Consider the following 18241-nt stretch of genomic DNA (forward strand, 5'->3'; position numbering starts at 1 on the left):
TTCAATGTAAAATTACTAAAAACGTCATCGAGGCTAATATCTTTACAATTACTTAAACAAAACTTGTTCCAAAATAGTATGTAAAAAAAAGCCCAGTCTTAAAACTGGGCTTTTCCTAAATAACCAACCAAACTTTAAATTATGAAAAACCAATACTTAAAGTTATAAGGGAACCACCCCTTATTGGGTGTAAAGATACATCAAGCCTTTGTAGGAAAATCGGTTTTTAACGGACTTTAACTATACCTGCATCAGAATGGTGCCCAAACGCGTGTTTTTTTGCAAATTCTTAAGAAAAATGCTGGTTTTCATACATCTTCCTTCATCAGAACCAATAGCCCACACTAAAGAAAATACTGTCATTATTTATCTCTGGACTCCATGAATAATAAATCTGGATGGGACCAATAAAAGATTCAAAACCGTACCCTACCCCATATCCGGAAAATGAAGGTTCGGTAAACCAGTTTCCCGTTCTAAAAAGATCATCCTCCACATTGGCAAAATTTGCAGAGAGGAGCAAGTGGTTCTTAGGGGCAAACCTGTAATCCAACCTTCCATGCGCCTTCACAAAACTGTTTCCAATGAGACTTAGAAAATCATATCCCAAAAAGGGGATAAAATTATTCACAAAGTCATTTCCAAAGCCCCCCAACACAAAATCAAAGGAGGTCACCGCCGAGGTTCCCAGTTTGAGACCTCCTTCGGCCTCAACATTAAAACTCAGATTGTGGGTCAAGGGGATTACAGTCCCCAATCGTGCCTTGCCCACGGAAAATTCCCTGAAATTGTTGTTGAAATCGGAAGAAAAAAGATACAGGTGAAAGTCACTATCGAACAAAAGCCCTTTGGTCGGGAAGTACTTGTCATCATAGGTATCCAGCGTTAACTTTCCAAATGCACTGAAATAATGGGAATCCTCAAAATAGGTCCTTTCCGGAGAAGCCAACAAATCTTCCGAATTATCCGCTTCCACTTGGTTGATGGTACGGGTACTGAGCCGTAAAAAACGATGTTCCACTCCCAATGTCCCGGCAAATTCTTCCTGTAAAACGGTTTGCAGATATATCTGGTTGGTCAAATCCGAGACATCCAAACTGATTTCCCGGATGTTCGAGGCATCCGGCACATCAAAATTGGAGCGGATCAACGCAAAGTTGATTTCCTCATCAAAATCGGTAAACTTGGAATTGATGCCAAAGCTCCAATAATAGCCCTTGTCCAGATAGTACTGCATATTATAGCGGATATGGTCCCCAAGTATAAAATCGAAAGAAGCCACATCGTCCCGCATCAAAAAATTCTTCTTGGTAAGGTTGATCAATGCCGCGCTTTTGTACAGATCGTCATAGTGGGCGGACATCTTTATGAACATTTTGGTGGGATCCTCCTTTAGCTTCAAGACCAAATCCGTTCCCAATCCATTGGAAATCAACTCATAACGAATAGCCTTAAAGTTTCCAGTGGCAGAAAGGTTATTGATTCCCTGTTTGAGTTTGTCAAATGCAATCTTTTCGGCCAGATTGAATCTGAGCTTCCCTTTTATATACCCCCTTGTGTACTTATCATTTCCCCGTATGATCAGTCTATTCACCGTAAGACTGTCCATGGCATGAATCCGCTCTTTCTTTGGCGCAGGCCCATGGTTTTGTTCCGAGGCCAAGGCCTGTAAGGCGTCCATTTTTATCCTTGCTGCAGCTTCACCACTGGCCACGATTTCCTTGCTCCGGCCAAAATCAATTACAGAGAACTCGTCAATATCCGGTCTTATATAAATGTCTGTCTCTTCAGATTTCTTCTTCATATCATTGACCGTTCGGTAGTTGTTGATCTGAAGTAAAATCTCCGTGGCCGAGGACAGGGATTCCCTAGTGGAAAGGTTGTGCTGTACATCCACCCCAATGATCACATCGGCTCCCAAGGCCTTGACCTTGTCAATGGGGTAATTGTTGACCACCCCGCCATCAATTAAAATATCCCCATCAATCTCCGAGGGCTCAAACAAGGAGGGAAAGGTTCCACTGGCCATAATGGCCTCTGGAAGATACCCGTGATCCAAAAGAATCTCTTCACCTGTTTCCACATTGGTCCCAATACACAGAAAAGGAATGGGCAACTTTTGAAAGTCATGCACATCTTTGACATGGAAAAGCAACCGCACGAGTTCATTGTAAATATTCTGTCCGCCAGAAATGGCCTGCGGAAAGGTCACACTAAAGTTGGTGAAGGGCAAGGTCAGTGCGTACCGCTCTGAATCTTCTTTTTCGTAAAATGTTTTGGCACCTCTGGGAACATTGTCTTGAATGAGTTTCGTAAAATCGGTGACCCTAAAGATTGAATCCAGTTCTTTGGCCGAATACCCGGAAGCATATAACGCCCCAACTATGGCCCCCATACTGGTACCGCCTATATAGTCTACTTTGACCCCTGCTTCCTCCAATACCTTCAATGCGCCAATATGTGCCAATCCCTTGGCACCTCCGCCACTGAGTACAAGGCCAACCTTGGGAGGCACTTTCCTGTCATCGGTCTGGGACCAACCCAAAACTCCGATCAAAATAAATACCAGGGTAACCGTTATGCTCTTTCTTACTGCGCTCACTAGTGAAAGGATTTATAGATTTTCTGTGCTTTGGCCATTCCAACGGATTCCGCAAGACTCTCAACAGAGGCTTCCTTGATCCGTTTTACCGACTTAAAGCTCTTCAATAGTTGTTCTGCCGTTTTTTTTCCAATTCCTTCTATGCTTTCCAATTCGGTCCCTATGGCGCCTTTGCTCCTTTTGTTCCTATGATGGGTAATACCAAATCGGTGGGCCTCGTTCCTCAATTGCTGTATGATCTTGAGGCTCTCGGACCTTTTATCCAAATACAAAGGTACCGGGTCATCGGGAAAATAGATTTCCTCCAAGCGCTTGGCTATGCCAACAATGGCAATCTTACCCCGAAGTCCCAACAATTCCAAACTCTTCAGGGCCGATGACAACTGTCCTTTACCCCCATCGATCACAATAAGTTGCGGTAAGGGCTCTTCTTCATTGAGCAGTCTTTTATATCTTCTGAACACCACTTCTTCCATACTGGCAAAGTCATCAGGGCCTTCCACGGTCTTAATATTGAAATGCCTATAATCCTTTTTGGAGGGCTTCCCATGCTTAAAGACAACACAAGCAGCCACAGGGTTGCTTCCCTGGATGTTGGAATTGTCAAAACACTCTATATGGACAGGTTCTTCGGAAAGACGCAAATCGGCCTTCATCTGGGCCATAATCCGTTTGGTGTGGCGATCGGGGTCCGTAATCTTTATCTGCTTTAGCTTGTCTTGCCTAAAAAAACGTGCATTGCGTTCGGACAACTCCAAAATCCTACGTTTGTCCCCCAGTTTTGGCAGGACCACCTTTAGGTTTTCTTCCACCATTACTGGAAAAGGAAGGTAAATCTCTTTGGATGTTGAGTTGAACCGCTGCCGTATCTCCGTTATGGCCAATTGCAGCAATTCCTCGTCCGTTTCGTCCAATTTCTTTTTTATCTCCAGGGTATGCGAGCGCACAATGGCCCCATGGGAAAGCTGCAAAAAGTTTACGTAGGCATAGGTCTCGTCCGAAATTATGGAGAATACATCCACATTGTTAATCTTGGGGTTGACCACCGTGGATTTGGCCTGATAGTTTTCCAGGATGTCTATTTTGTCCTTGAACCGCTGTGCCTTTTCAAACTCCATATTTTCCGCAAAGTCCTTCATTTGCTGCTTAAAGGTCTGGATCGAATCCTTGAAGTTTCCTTTTATAATCTCTCTGATGTCCGCAATTTGCCCATGATACTCCGTTTCACTCTGTAAGCCTTCACAGGGTCCCAGACAATTTCCCAAATGGTATTCCAGACACACCTTGTATTTTCCTGATTCGACCTTTTCTCTTGACAAATCGTAATTACAGGTTCGTAAAGGGTAAAGCCCCTTGATCAAATCCAATAATGTCCTAACGGTTTTCATGCTGGTGTACGGACCATAATATTCCGAGCCGTCCTTTATCAACTTCCTAGTGGGAAAAACCCTTGGGAAGCGTTCATTCTTGATACAAATCCAAGGGTACGATTTATCATCCTTGAGCAGTACATTGTACCTGGGGAGCAGTTTTTTGATCAGGTTGTTCTCCAACAGCAGGGCATCAGACTCCGTAGCAACAACAATATGTTTTATGGAGTGGATTTTTTTTACCAAGACGCGTGTCTTGCCATACTCTTGCTTTTTATTGAAATAGGAGGAAACCCGTTTTTTAAGGTTCTTGGCCTTGCCCACATATAAAATCTTACCATCTGAATCATAAAACTGGTACACTCCCGGATTATTGGGCAGCACACTTATTTGTACACTTATGGATGGGTTGGACATAGAGTTCTGGAAAATTGGCCCTTAACTGATCTTACCAACAAAGTTATATTTTAATTATAGTGTTTGTTGTTAAACTTGATCATTTCCTGTTCTGTATTGACCGTTGCATACTTTCATCCCATGGAAATAAAAATACAACGGATTTGGTTCATTTTATTTCCCAAGTGCCCAACTATGGTTTTCCTATAAAATGACTATGGGAAATCTACAATACTTTGGTTAAGGAATTCTCAAAAATGTTAAACTGTTACAAAAAAGAATGCATTTCATCGATAAAAAGTGCATTTCGTGGTGAACTTATCAATTCTTTTACCTACATTTAACGGTATAAATACAATCCTATGGAAAACTATGTAATCGTTTTGGGAATGTACTTGATTTTGATGCTTTTCTTCAAAATCTTCTTCTCGGTTTCGACCAGAGGAGAGTAGGAATGTATTGCCCCAGAACACTACCCCAAATTTTCAGCATCTAGATGTTGAAACATGAACTAAGAAAAAAATACAAACAAATGAGGGCCGAACTATCTGATGTATCGGCCTCTGATTTTAGTATACTTTTAGCAAATCATGTACTACAAATCCCTATTTGGGATTTTTTTTATTTCCATACGTTTTTGGGTATAGAGGAAAACAAAGAAGTAGATACCCTGCCCTTGATCACCCTCTTACAGGGAAAAGATAAAAACGTAGTGATTCCCAAGGTAAGTGGAGAAAATTCCATGGAAAACTACCTATTGACCGATAATACGGCATTTCGAAAAAATAAATGGCACATTCCAGAGCCCGTAGATGGAATTATCGTTCCCGAGGACAAAATCGATGTGGTTTTTTTACCCCTGTTGGCTTTTGATGAACATGGCCATCGTGTAGGCTATGGAAAAGGGTACTACGATACTTTTTTACATAAATGTCGAAAAGAAACCATCAAGATCGGACTTTCTTTCTTTAAGGCCGAGGAAACCTTGATTACTGATGTGCATGAAAATGACGTAACGCTCGACTATTGTGTTACCCCAGAAAAGGTCTATACATTTAACCGGTAACTTATTCGCCTGTCTCTTCCTGTTTTGGAAATGCTTTTTTGTTGAAGACAATCAAAATACCGACTCCCGTGCTGATTGCGGTATCGGCAATATTAAAAACAGGCTCAAAAAACCGGAACCTATTTCCCCCTATGGAGGGCACCCAATTGGGCCATGTAGTATCTATCATGGGAAAGTAAAGCATATCCACCACCTTTCCGTGCAATAAACTTCCATAGGGTTGGTCAGAAAACAATGTGGCCACCTGTCCGCTGCTATGATCAAAAATCACCCCGTAAAAAACAGAATCGATGATATTGCCCAAGGCCCCTGCAAAAATCAGGGATACGGCCAAAATCAAAGTCCTTGGGGATTGTTTTTGGGTGATGTCCCAAAGCCAATAGCCAATTCCAAAAACAGCGAAAATCCTGAAAACCGTCAGAACCAATTTTCCAGCAGATTCAGAAATGGGCAACAAATCACTCAACTTGGTTCCCCAAGCCGCTCCTTCGTTTTCAATAAAAAGTATTTTGAACCATCCCAGCACGTCCACCGATTCCCCCAAAACAAAACTGGTCTTGATGTAGATTTTGCTTATTTGATCCACGAGCAGGATCAAAACAATGATGAACAAGGATTTTTTTAAACTCATATCTTTTAACGAAGTTGCAAAAATATGGATATTATTTTGTTTTCCTAAGATGGATGTTCCCTTCCACCGTCTTTAACATATATTGGTTGTTCCCTTTGGGAATCTGGTTTTGTTCCACTTCACCATAAGCGCTTTCCGCCATCACATTCCCGCTAAGGGCCGTCAACCAAATATCACCATTTTGTGTGTTGACCTCCACAACCTCCGAGACATTTGTAAGCATGCACCGCCCATCGGACAACTTTATGTTCAAATCGCTGTACTTACCCTCCACCTGTACCTCGCAATGGGTTCCAAAAACCGACACATTTTTATATTGGGGGATAGTGATTTCCAAAGCAATGGAAATGACCTTATGCGCACTCAATTTATCATTTGGACTTATGAAGTTGGGGTGAAAGCCTGCACTGATCCGTACCGTGGCCCCTTCTTCCTCAATGGAAACCAAGAGATCCTTGGCATACTCTCCTTCAATACTGGCACTTACTTCGACCTCTTTGGTTGGCGCCGTGTTCAGGGTAATGGTATAGCAATTGGCAGCATCTATCTGGATGTACTCCGTTCGAGGTCCGATAAAGGCTTTCTTTACCAATTTCTGTCCTTGAAGCTGCGCAAGGATAAAGAAGCCCAACAAAAATACCGTTGTCCTCATAAACAAAAAACGCCCTAAGGCGTTTTATTATTTCTGCATGTTCTTTGCCTCAATGCTCAATGTGGCATGCGGAACCAGTTTCAAGCGCTCCTTGTTGATGAGCTTTCCTGTGACCCTGCAAATGCCATAGGTCTTGTTCTCTATTCTTAAAAGGGCATTCTTAAGATCCCGGATAAATTTCTCCTGACGGATGGCCAATTGGGTATTGGCCTCTTTGCTCATGGTCTCTGAGCCCTCCTCAAACGCTTTGAAGGTAGGAGAGGTATCATCAGTGCCATTGTTTCCATCATTCATATAGGAACTCTTCAAAAGCTCCAAATGACTCTTGGCCTTTTCTATTTTTTCCTCGATCAAAGTTCTAAACTCCTCAAGGTCTTTATCCGAATAACGTACTTTAAGTTCTTCTGCCATTTTCTAATGCTTTTGGATAAACAATTTTGTATTCACTTCGTCAAAGGCTATAGCAACACCTTCGTCTAGTTGTTCCTCTAAATTGAGTTCTGCGGTCAAGGTCTCCGTTTTGATGTAATCCTCATTACTGGAAACCGCATTTTCCACAAAACCGTCTTTCAGTATTTTAATGCTGATCTTGTCGGTCACCTCAAATCCAGACTCCTTGCGTATGTTCTGGATCCTATTCACCAATTCCCTTGCAATCCCCTCTTTTTTAAGGGCCTCATCTATGGTAATGTCCAAGGCCACCGTCAATGGACCCGAACTTGCCACCAACCAACCTTCAATATCTTGAGAGGTTATTTCTACATCTGTCAACTGTAAAGTAACGCTTTTATTATCCAACTCCAGCATTAATTCTCCCTCTCTTTCTATTTTTTGGATATCCTCTTGGCCCAACTGCCCAACTGCTGCGGCAATAGCTTTCATGTCCTTGCCAAATCTAGGGCCCAAAACCTTAAAATTGGGTTTTATTTGCTTTACCAAGATGTCCGAAGCATCATCCAACAGTTCAATTTCCTTGACATTCACCTCGGATTTGATCAAGGTCGATACCGCCTCAATATCCTCCTTTTGGGTATGGTCCAAAACGGGAATCATTATTTTTTGCAGGGGCTGTCGCACCTTTATCTTTTCTTTTTGTCGGATGGACAACACCAAGGATGAAACCTTTTGGGCCAACTGCATCTTACGCTCCAGTTTTTTGTTCACCATGGCAGGGTCATGCACTGGAAATTCTGCCAAATGCACACTTTCAAACCCTTCTTTTTGCGTGGTTGCATTCAAATCCTTGTACAACTGTTCCATAAAAAATGGCGCCACAGGGGCCGATAGCTTGGCCACCGTATTTAAACAGGTATACAGGGTCTGATAGGCAGAGATCTTATCTTGTTGGTAATCTCCTTTCCAGAACCGCCTTCTGCTCAAACGCACATACCAATTGCTCAGGTTTTCCTGTACAAAGTCTGAAATCATCCGTGTGGCCTTCGTGGCCTCATAATCAGCATAGGCCTCATCCACATTTTGGATCAAGGTATGCAGTTCGGACAAGATCCACTGATCGATCTCCGGCCTGTCCTTCAGCGGAACATCAGCTTCAGCATAAGTGAACCCATCAATATTGGCGTACAATGCCATAAAGGAATAGGTGTTGTAAAGCGTTCCAAAGAACTTTCGCTTCACCTCAACAATTCCATCAATATCAAATTTTAGGTTGTCCCATGGGTTGGCATTGGAAATCATGTACCAGCGTGTGGCATCAGGGCCATGTTCCGGTAGCACTTCAAAGGGATCTACGGCGTTGCCCAAACGTTTGGACATTTTCTTGCCCTCCTTGTCCAGCACCAGTCCGTTGGAAACCACATTCTTGTAGGAAACCGTATCAAAAACCATTGTGGCAATAGCGTGCAGGGTATAGAACCACCCTCGGGTCTGATCCACTCCCTCAGCGATGAAATTCGCCGGGAACGCCACACCATCATCTATCAATTCCTTGTTTTCAAAGGGGTAGTGCCATTGGGCATAAGGCATGGAGCCACTGTCAAACCACACGTCGATAAGGTCCAATTCCCGTTTCATGGGTTGCCCTGACGGAGACACCAAGGTTATCCCATCCACAATATTTTTATGCAGGTCGATTTTATCATAGTTGGCCTCGCTCATATCGCCAACTGTAAAATCGGCAAATACATCCTTGTCCAACACTCCGGCTTCCACAGCTTTGGCCATCTCGGCTTTGAGTTCTTCCACAGAACCTATGATGAGTTCTTCCTTACCATCCTCCGTTCTCCAGATGGGCAATGGAATACCCCAATATCTGGAGCGGGACAAGTTCCAGTCGTTGGCATTGGCCAACCAGTTGCCAAAACGCCCTTCCCCGGTTGCCTTGGGCTTCCAGTTGATGGTCTGGTTCAACTCGAACATGCGATCTTTGACATCGGTGACCTTGATGAACCAGGAATTGAGCGGGTAATATAAAATAGGTTTGTCCGTACGCCAGCAGTTGGGGTAGCTGTGGACGTATTTTTCCACCTTGAAGGCTTTGTTCTCTTCCTTTAGTTTGATGGCGATCTCCACATCAACAGACTTGTCGGGAGCCTCACCATCCTCATAATATTCATTCTTGACATACTTGCCTCCAAACTCCTTCATCTCCGGCCTGAACCTTCCCTGTAGATCCACCAAGGGAACGGGATTGTTATTTTCATCCAAAACAAGCATGGGGGGTACTTCCGGTTGGGCCTGTTTGGCCACCAAGGCATCGTCCGCACCAAAGGTGGGCGCGGTGTGCACTATCCCGGTACCATCTTCCGTGGTCACAAAATCCCCGGAAATTACACGGAATGCATTTTCAGGATTTTGGTAGGGTAGCGCATAAGGCAATAGTTGTTCGTATTGAATGCCGACCAAATCCTTGCCCACAAAACTTTCCCCGACCCAATATGGAATCTTTTTATCGCCTTGTTTAAAATTGGCCAATTCCGATTCGGTTTCCACTGGGGTGAACTTCCCAGCAAATTGTTTTCCCACCAGACCTTTGGCCAATACCACGGTCATGGGTTCAAACGTATATTGGTTGAACGTCTTTACGGTAACATATTCTATTTTCGGGCCTACGGTCAATGCGGTGTTGGAAGGCAACGTCCAAGGCGTGGTAGTCCAAGCCAAGAAATACAAATTGCCCTCAATTCCTTTCAGAAAATCGGGAAGGGTTTCTTTCTTCACTTTAAACTGGGCCGTAACCGTGGTATCAGTCACATCTTGATAGGTCCCAGGTTGGTTGAGCTCATGGGAACTCAATCCGGTACCCGCCTTTGGTGAATAGGGCTGAATGGTGTAGCCTTTGTACAACAGTCCCTTGTCATAGATTTGCTTTAACAACCACCAAACGGACTCCATATATTTGGGCTTGTAGGTGATGTACGGGTCGTCCATATCCACCCAATACCCAATTTTCTCGGTCATCTCGTTCCAGACATCCGTGTAACGCATTACCGCTTTTTTACAAGCAGCGTTATATTCTTCAACGGAGATTTTCTTGCCGATATCCTCCTTGGTGATCCCGAGTTCCTTTTCCACTCCGATCTCTATGGGGAGACCATGGGTATCCCATCCAGCTTTACGTTTTACCTGAAAGCCTTTCATGGTCTTGTACCTTGGGAAAATATCTTTGATGGTACGGGCCATTACGTGGTGAATGCCCGGCATACCGTTTGCGGAAGGAGGTCCTTCATAAAACACATAGCTTTCCTTGCCCTCCCTTGTGGAAACACTCTTTTCAAAAATCTGTTCGTCTTTCCAAAAGTCCAGAACTTTTTCCGATACTTTAGGTAAATCCAATCCCTTATATTCCGCAAACTTCATATCTACTGCTACTCTTCTAGAATTCCAAGTTTGCAAAATTATGAATTTAGATGGAATTACACCCTTCCCGAAGGGCATTAGTATTTCCTTAATATCCTTAATGTAAATATGATATGGTTTAAATACCCATTTATGCCAAATTCCATATCTTAACCGGATTAACACTAAACCATTTAAATATGAAAAAAGTCTTTATTACCGTTATGGCCCTGTCCTTATCGATGTCCGTTTTGACTTCCTGTAAAGATGCCTCTGAAAAGGCAAAAGATGCCTCCGAAGAAGCCACCGAAGCTTTGGAAGATGCAGGCGAAAGTCTTGAGGATGCCGCCAAAGATGCAGGCGACGCCATCAAGGACGCTGGAGAAGAGGTCCAAGAGCTGGGTGAAAAAGCCCTGGACAGCATCAAGAAAGCTGGAGAGGATGCCATGGACAAGACCAAGGAAGCGGCTAAAAAAGCCATTGACAGTGTAAAAATCTAGTCAACAGCAATACTTCTGAAAAAGGCACGGAAATTCCGTGCCTTTTTTATTTTAGAATACATACCCCAACCCCAAGATAAGATTGGTCCCTGGGGCCACAATGCCTGAGGAATACATTCGGTACCGCTGGTTGGTCATGTTTTCCAGACCCAATGTTGCCTTGAACGCATTGGATATTTGATATTGGGATTTAAAGTTCAGCGTGTACCATGAAGGCGCATACGGATTCCCATTGGCATCACTGGCATAGATATAGGTTTTACCCTGTTCGGAAAGGGCCAGATCATCATTGCTCACCTCGCCATTATAATTTAAGAAGACATCCGCTTTTAGTTTTTGGTTCTGCCAAACCACATGCACGTCCCCAAAAGTAGGAGCGGCATGCCTCGCCGGACTATCGGTGCCATCATCATCTTCCTCGATTCCCTCGGTAAGGGTAAGATTGGATATCAATGACCAATGGTCATCCAAATAGGCTTCCACGCCAAATTCAAAACCGTACACATAAGCCTTGGCAGCATTTTGGATAGCCTGTACATTGCTGGGCTCCCCGTTATAGTCAATTTCAGTTTGCCCATTGAAGGTAAAATCCCTTCGGACCAAAGCATCCACCAAATAAGTATAGTAGGCAGCGCCCTTCAATACCAATTTATCCTGAAAATTCTTTCGGATGCCTATCTCCCCATTATAGGCATATTCGGGTTCCAAATCGGGGTTGGGCACCACTACGGAGCCTGGTTCGGAGTCAAATATTTTTCCAATATCATCTATGTTCGGGGCCCTAAAGCCAGTGGAGCCATTGAGGGTCACCTGCAAATCGGCTTTGGGAAACCAACTGATTCCCAAACTTCCGGTAAGGGCTCCTGTGATCAAATCGGCCTTATCAAACGGAAAAGGGTAGAAGGTTTTTTCGAACTGTGCATCTACCCAAACCTGGCTATACCTGATTCCCGACAATACCGTGACATTGGGTTTTAGTTGATACTCCCCATTGATATACCCGGCAGCGGTCTGCCATGTGGCCCCGTCCGGATATCGGGATGCCGTACGTTCCACCTCATCCGTCTCGATATTCCTCTGGCTTCCCTTGGAATTTACCTTGTTGAGCACATATTCGCCACCATAATATAGGTGTAGTTTCCCCATCTTTTTGTTCTCAAAATCCAAGTTCATCGAAAGGGCATCCACCTTTTCCTTGGTTGAAAACAGCTCCACATCTCCAAAACCTCTATCGTGCCTGCTCTCCTCAAAAAATTGGTAGGCCGCAGTGAGCTTTACCCCATCATAGAATTTGTTGTTCCCCTTTTTGGTGACCTGAAAATTCCCCATGAACCATTTCTGTGGACCGTAGTACCATTCCGCGGAGCGTAGACCCAGTCCATCCCCAGTGGGACGGATCAACCTATCGTAACGCGAATAATCTGAAGTTTCCGAATAATATAGTCCCAAATCGTAGTTCCAACTATTGCTAGGTTTATAGGTGAATTTTTGCAATATGTTGATTTGATCATATCCTGAAACAATCTGTTTCTTGGGGTCTTCATTGACCATCAAAACATCGGTTCCGTTACGGCGCACCACATAGTTGTTGCGTACATAGGAGTCCGGGCCATGTTCTCCCATCTTAAGGTCGCCGAAACTATTATAACTGATACTGGTATAGGATGCCCATTCCCGTTGTCCCAGATTAAAATCCACATGGGCCGTATTTTCATTGTTTGCCGATGCGAACCGATATTGGGCCCCTCCCGAAAAGGCCAGACTGTCCGTGTATGAAAAGTGTGGATTCTGGGTATAAAAGTTCATTACGCCCCCTATGGCATCACTACCATAAATTACCGAACCTGGGCCAAATACCACTTCGGTCCTTTTTATGGTGAATGGGTCAATGGATATTACATTTTGAAGATTGCCCCCTCTAAATATGGCGTTGTTCATTCGTACACCGTCCACGGACAATAGCAGCCGATTGGTGGCAAACCCCCTGATCATAGGGCTTCCCCCTCCAAGCTGGCTTTTCTGCACAAAGACCTTTCCACTGTTCTGTAATAGATCCGCAGAGGTTTGCGGCGTGGTAAACGCAATGCTTCGGGCATCCAAAGTCTCGATTTTTTGGGGGACGTTCTTCTTCTGCTGTTCCCACTTGGAAACGGACAAGATCACTTCCTGTAATTCTTCGGACTTGAGATATAAATACACCCGATTCCCTTTTTTGGCAATCTGGGACTTTGTGGTTACATACCGCTCATAGCTGATATGCTGAAAGGTGATTTTTTCGGTTTTGGAGAAAATCCCCAAATCGCACTTGCCATTGGAATCTGAAACTGTTGCCTTTAATCGGTCTTTGTTGAAGATGGCGATATTGTCCACCGGCACTCCGGTATCCGCATCCAAAACGATGACTTCTTGGGCATAAAATGTAATGGAAAACAATAAAAAAAATAGAATCAAGGTTGGTTTTCCCATATTATTGAAAGACTGCATTTAATACGGCAAGAGACTTGGGTTCCCTAAATCCATGCACGTGCAACTGGAAATAGAGGATGACCGTTTTTAAGAGTTCCCGCCTGTTGGACTTAGTTAGTTGTATTCCGTGTAATGCATCAAAATTCGTGCCTAAAAATTTCTTAAAATCCACTATTTTATCACTGTGAATCAAAGGATTAAGCGAAGGCTCCAAACAAAAACTCCCTTCCAAAAGATCAAAATACGGTTCAGTGCCATACGCAGTGTCTGGGTAAAAGCCCAAATATTTGGTAAGGTTGATTAAAAAAAGGATATGGAAATTGGGGGAAAGCGGATGTTCGTCCAACCAATGCAGTGCATACTCCAGATAATTGAAAAGCCCTTGGTCCTGTTCCTGCTCCTGAATACTGTTACCCAGCATTTCAGCCAGAAAAAGCACCACACTATTCTTCAAAATATCCGTATGCAAGGTCTTGTAGGGCATGGCCACCTTTACCTCCCTGATGCTTTCCAACGTTCCCTTGTTCTTATGGTAGGCCACCATTTCCAAAGGCATCAATGGCTGAAAGTAGGCCGGTTTCAACTTTCCTCTTTTAGAGGACAGTACTCCTTTCAGCAAATAGGATTTAAGACCATCGGATTCGGTAAATGCCCGAACTATAAGACTGGTGTCCCCATATTTTAGGGATGAAAGAACTATGGCCTTGGTGGTCACTTGCATGGGCTATAAAAAAGAGGCAGTTACCGAAAGTATAAAAATAAGTACTCCCTCCGGTAACTGCCAACCAAAAACTATAGTCGATTGTACGGACTATATCACCCCTTGGGCCAACATGGCATCCGCAACCTTTACAAAACCGGCAATATTGGCACCTTTTACATAGTTGCAATACCCGTTTTCCTCTTTTCCATATTCAATGCAAGCATTGTGGATGTCGGCCATGATTCCTTTAAGTCTTTCATCAACTTCCTCTCGGGTCCAGCTAATACGCAAAGAGTTCTGTGACATCTCCAATCCTGAAGTGGCCACCCCTCCTGCGTTGGAAGCCTTCCCTGGCGCAAACAAAATCTGCGCATCGTGAAATGCATGGATGGCTTCTGGGGTTGAGGGCATATTGGCTCCCTCGGCCACGGCAATACATCCATTTTTGATAAGCGCCACCGCATCATCCCCATCCAATTCGTTTTGGGTGGCACATGGAAGGGCTACATCACATTTTACGTTCCATGGGGTCTCTCCTTTATGGAACTCCGCGGATGGGTACTTGTCCACATATTCGGAAATTCGACCTCTCTTGTTGTTTTTCAAATCCATGACAAAGGCCAGCTTTTCATTGTCAATGCCATCCTTGTCATAAATATACCCCCCTGAATCGGAAAGGGTAAGTACCTTGCCGCCCAATTGCAATACTTTTTCGGCCGCATATTGGGCCACATTTCCTGAGCCTGAGATTACCACATCCTTACCCTCAAAAGTTTCATTTCGGGTCTTAAGCATGCTATCGGCAAAGTACACGGTACCATATCCGGTAGCTTCTGGGCGAATAAGGGAACCTCCCCAGGAACGTCCTTTTCCAGTAAGTACACCTGTGAACTCGTTGCGTATTTTTTTATACATTCCAAAAAGGAACCCAATTTCACGGGAACCTACCCCAATGTCCCCTGCTGGAACATCCGTATTTGGACCGATATGCCTACACAACTCGGTCATAAAAGCATGGCAAAAACGCATGACCTCATCATCGGACTTTCCTTTGGGGTCAAAATCCGACCCTCCTTTTCCACCTCCCATGGGCAAGGTGGTCAAACTGTTTTTGAACACCTGCTCAAAGGCCAAGAATTTTAATACACTGGCATTCACGGTAGGGTGAAAACGAAGTCCCCCTTTGTACGGTCCAATGGCAGAATTCATCTGGATGCGGTATCCACGGTTCACATGGATCTCCCCCTCGTCATCTACCCAAGCTACGCGAAAAGAAATCAATCGCTCTGGCTCCACCATACGCAAAAGGATGTTCTTTCCATGATAAATATCGTGTTGAACAATGTAGGGAATTACGGTTTCGGCAACTTCTTGGACCGCTTGGATGAACTCCGGCTCATGACCATTTCTGGCAATGACCTCATCCATAAATGCTTTGATTTTTGCTTCCATATAACGGATTAAAATTTGTTGTCCCTTAGAATTGTCTCAGGGTTGTTTTTTAGTGAATTTGTAATTTGAAGGCAAAATTATTGTTTTTCAATAATTTGAAATACGTTTTTTTAAAAATTTTTCAATTATTGGTCAATCAATGGCCTGCTCCAAGTCGGCTATAAGGTCGTTCACATCCTCTATGCCCACACTCAAACGGACCAAGGCATCCACCACCCCGCTTTTTTCCCGTTCCTCTTTTGGAATACTGGCATGGGTCATACTGGCGGGATGGCCAGCCAAGCTCTCCACGCCTCCCAACGATTCGGCCAAGGTGAAGACTTCAAGTTTTTCCACAATTTGAATCGCATCGGCATAACTTGCCCCTTTGGGAACAAATGATATCATTCCGCCAAAATCATCCATTTGGGCCTTGGCTACATCATGGTTGGGGTGGGACTCAAACCCGGGCCAATAGACCTTCTCAATCTTTGGGTGGGTGGCCAAATATTCCGCGATGGCTTTGCCGTTCTCACAATGCCTTTGCATGCGTACATGTAATGTTTTTATCCCACGAAGCGTCAAGAAACTATCCATGGGACCACAAACCGCCCCGCTCGCATTTTGTATGAAGTATAGTTTATCCGCCAATTCTTTGTCCTTGACCACCAAGGCCCCGACCACCACATCGCTATGGCCTCCCAGATATTTGGTGGCGGAATGCATCACAATATCCGCACCCAAATCCAACGGGCGTTGTAGATAAGGGGTGGCAAAGGTATTGTCCACGGCCAATAACAGTCCATGTTTTTTGGCCAATGCGGATACTGCCTTTATATCAATAATGTTCATCATAGGGTTGGTAGGGGTCTCCACCCAGACCAACTTGGTCTTGTCATTGATGTGCTCCTCAATGGTATCTGCCTCTTGCATCCCCACAAAACGAAAAGTGATTCCATACTTTTCAAAAATCTGTTTGAAGAGCCTGTAACTTCCTCCGTAAAGATCATTGGTGGAAACCACTTCATCTCCAGGGGAAAGCAGCTTAATGACCGCATCTATGGCCGAAAGACCACTGGCAAAGGCCAAACCATAATTGCCATTTTCGATACTCGCCAACGCATTTTCCAAAGCGGTCCGGGTAGGATTGGCACTTCGGGAATACTCAAAACCCTTATGCCCCCCAGGAGTGGTCTGGGCATAGGTAGAAGTTTGATAAATAGGTGGCATTACGGCACCATAGGCCTCATCGGGAAACTGCCCCCCGTGAATGGTCTTGCTATTGAATCGTAAATCTTTCTTGCTCATTTTGTTAATATTGACACACAAATGTATCGTTATCTTTTGGAGTAGTCAATGAAGTCTTATTTTTGGCAAAGCATAACACCCCTTTTTATGAAAAAGACCCCATACCTGATATTCCTACTTCTTATAGCCCTTGGTTGCGAAAATGAAAGCAACCTTACTTTTGAGCCTCTGGAACTCCAAGGCGAAAACTGCAAGGATTGCCCCACTATTGAAATCAATGTACCCAAGGCCTTGGATGATACCGCTGTGGCCAAAACCATCAATCGGTCCTTGGAAGAGGAAATGATATCCCTACTTTCTTTTGGTGATGGGGAGGAGGAGATTACCGGAATCCAATCGGCCATGACGTCCTTTACCGATAGCTTCAAGGAATTGAACGAAAGGTTTCCCGACGAAACCCCAGGCTGGGAAGCCAAGATCCAAGGAACCATTGTGTACGAAGACCCTCAAATGATCACCATTGAGGTTGAATCGTATACCTATACCGGGGGAGCCCATGGTTACGGTTCAACCTCCTACCTGAATTTTGACAAGCAGAGTGGCACTGAACTGGAAAACTGGGAGCTTTTTGACGATCAGGAAGGATTTCAAAAGTTTGCGGAGACCAAGTTCAGGATACAAGAGGATATTCCCCAAGACGAAAACATCAATGCCACGGGGTTTATGTTCGATGCGGACGTCTTCCATTTACCCAACAATATGGGATACACCGAGGATGGCCTTCAACTGATCTACAACCAGTATGAGGTGGCCTCTTATGCTGATGGTCCCATTGTATTGGTGCTGCCGTACAACGAGATCAATCTCTATCTCAAACGAAAAGTGAAGTCCTAGGAATCCCTTTCCAATACCTTTTTCAACGCCGTGATGGTACCCAAATGGATGCCTTCATGAAGCAGATCATAGGCAACGGCATCTTCCACCGAGCTTAGCTCAATGTTAAGTGATGTGGTGTAGGGATTGTATGAATCAAAAACACCCGCTTTGTAATCTTCCGCAGTCTTTTTGGGCAGTGAGAACATTAATTCGGAAACCAGTTCTATTTCAGCATCACTTGGAACCCCATTGGGTTTGGTACCTTTCCTATATTTTTCCACCAAGTCTTCAGGCGCTACCAACGGTTGGCCGCTAAGTCCATAGACCAATAATTGTTCGGAGACCACAATATGGGCAATGTTCCACCAAATGTTATTGTTGAAACCTTCAGGGATCTCAAAAAGCTTTTCTTTTGGGGTGTTCTGCAAATGGTTGTGAAGTATACTTCTGTTCTTTAAAATAAGGTCGAATAGTTTTTCCATTCCACGGATTTAGTTAAAATTAA

The 18241-nt window shown here is 44.1% G+C and carries 14 protein-coding genes; 3 read left to right on the forward strand and 11 right to left on the reverse strand.

The genetic code is table 11. The features are described from left to right. Positions 1-325 precede the first annotated feature (325 nt). Entirely contained in the window at positions 326-2602 is a 2277-nt protein-coding gene (locus F8C76_RS11355) for a patatin-like phospholipase family protein (protein WP_129653700.1), read from the reverse strand. Further along, on the reverse strand, positions 2602-4389 hold the full coding sequence (uvrC, locus tag F8C76_RS11360) for an excinuclease ABC subunit UvrC (protein ID WP_152131824.1): 1788 nt from the start codon (positions 4387-4389) through the stop codon (positions 2602-2604). Before uvrC ends, F8C76_RS11355 begins: the two co-directional genes overlap by 1 nt. 475 nt (positions 4390-4864) lie before the next feature. On the opposite strand from uvrC, the gene F8C76_RS11365 reads away from it, so the two are divergent. Continuing rightward, positions 4865-5434, forward strand: a complete 570-nt coding sequence (locus tag F8C76_RS11365) for a 5-formyltetrahydrofolate cyclo-ligase (RefSeq protein WP_152131825.1) — start codon at positions 4865-4867, stop codon at positions 5432-5434. 1 nt (position 5435) lies between these two features. Here F8C76_RS11365 and F8C76_RS11370 read toward each other — a convergent pair whose 3' ends face one another. The 4 genes from F8C76_RS11370 to ileS are packed head-to-tail and all read right to left on the reverse strand — an operon-like array spanning position 5436 to position 10533. Next, positions 5436-6065, reverse strand: a complete 630-nt coding sequence (locus tag F8C76_RS11370; RefSeq protein ID WP_129653703.1) for a lipoprotein signal peptidase — start codon at positions 6063-6065, stop codon at positions 5436-5438. A 31-nt stretch (positions 6066-6096) separates the two neighbouring features. Then, the gene (locus F8C76_RS11375; protein ID WP_152131826.1) at positions 6097-6717 is read right to left on the reverse strand and encodes a DUF4097 family beta strand repeat-containing protein; all 621 of its coding nucleotides are present in this window, start codon (positions 6715-6717) and stop codon (positions 6097-6099) included. Between the two features lie 27 nt (positions 6718-6744). Further along, positions 6745-7128 (reverse strand): TraR/DksA family transcriptional regulator, encoded by a 384-nt coding sequence (locus tag F8C76_RS11380; protein ID WP_116216456.1) that lies wholly within the window; start codon positions 7126-7128, stop codon positions 6745-6747. Positions 7129-7131: 3 nt separating this feature from the next. Further along, the gene (ileS, locus tag F8C76_RS11385; protein ID WP_152131827.1) at positions 7132-10533 is read right to left on the reverse strand and encodes an isoleucine--tRNA ligase; all 3402 of its coding nucleotides are present in this window, start codon (positions 10531-10533) and stop codon (positions 7132-7134) included. A 179-nt stretch (positions 10534-10712) separates the two neighbouring features. Between ileS and F8C76_RS11390 the strand changes: the two genes are divergently transcribed. After that, positions 10713-11012, forward strand: a complete 300-nt coding sequence (locus F8C76_RS11390) for a YtxH domain-containing protein (protein ID WP_152131828.1) — start codon at positions 10713-10715, stop codon at positions 11010-11012. A gap of 51 nt (positions 11013-11063) precedes the next feature. Here F8C76_RS11390 and F8C76_RS11395 read toward each other — a convergent pair whose 3' ends face one another. The 4 genes from F8C76_RS11395 to F8C76_RS11410 all read right to left on the reverse strand — a co-directional run bounded on the left by F8C76_RS11395 (position 11064) and on the right by F8C76_RS11410 (position 16920). Further along, positions 11064-13478 carry a TonB-dependent receptor plug domain-containing protein gene (locus F8C76_RS11395; protein WP_249042406.1) on the reverse strand — a complete coding sequence of 805 codons (2415 nt, stop codon included), beginning with the start codon at positions 13476-13478 and terminating at the stop codon, positions 11064-11066. A gap of 1 nt (position 13479) precedes the next feature. Next, positions 13480-14199: a DNA repair protein RecO gene (recO, locus tag F8C76_RS11400; RefSeq protein WP_152131830.1), complete on the reverse strand. Its 720-nt coding sequence runs from the start codon at positions 14197-14199 to the stop codon at positions 13480-13482. A 90-nt stretch (positions 14200-14289) separates the two neighbouring features. After that, a complete protein-coding gene (gene gdhA, locus F8C76_RS11405; RefSeq protein ID WP_152131831.1) occupies positions 14290-15633 on the reverse strand; it encodes an NADP-specific glutamate dehydrogenase in 1344 nt (447 codons plus the stop codon). A 132-nt stretch (positions 15634-15765) separates the two neighbouring features. Beyond that, entirely contained in the window at positions 15766-16920 is a 1155-nt protein-coding gene (locus tag F8C76_RS11410; protein ID WP_152131832.1) for a cystathionine gamma-synthase, read from the reverse strand. A gap of 87 nt (positions 16921-17007) precedes the next feature. Here F8C76_RS11410 and F8C76_RS11415 point away from each other — a divergent pair, with 87 nt between their 5' ends. Next, positions 17008-17754, forward strand: a complete 747-nt coding sequence (locus F8C76_RS11415; RefSeq protein WP_152131833.1) for a DUF3298 and DUF4163 domain-containing protein — start codon at positions 17008-17010, stop codon at positions 17752-17754. Here F8C76_RS11415 and F8C76_RS11420 read toward each other — a convergent pair. Beyond that, a complete protein-coding gene (locus F8C76_RS11420) occupies positions 17751-18218 on the reverse strand; it encodes a DinB family protein (protein WP_152131834.1) in 468 nt (155 codons plus the stop codon). The two genes, F8C76_RS11415 and F8C76_RS11420, sit on opposite strands and share 4 nt — an antisense overlap. Positions 18219-18241: the final 23 nt, after the last annotated feature.

The sequence above is a fragment of the Flagellimonas olearia genome (assembly GCF_009184425.1).
Lineage (GTDB): Bacteria > Bacteroidota > Bacteroidia > Flavobacteriales > Flavobacteriaceae > Flagellimonas > Flagellimonas olearia.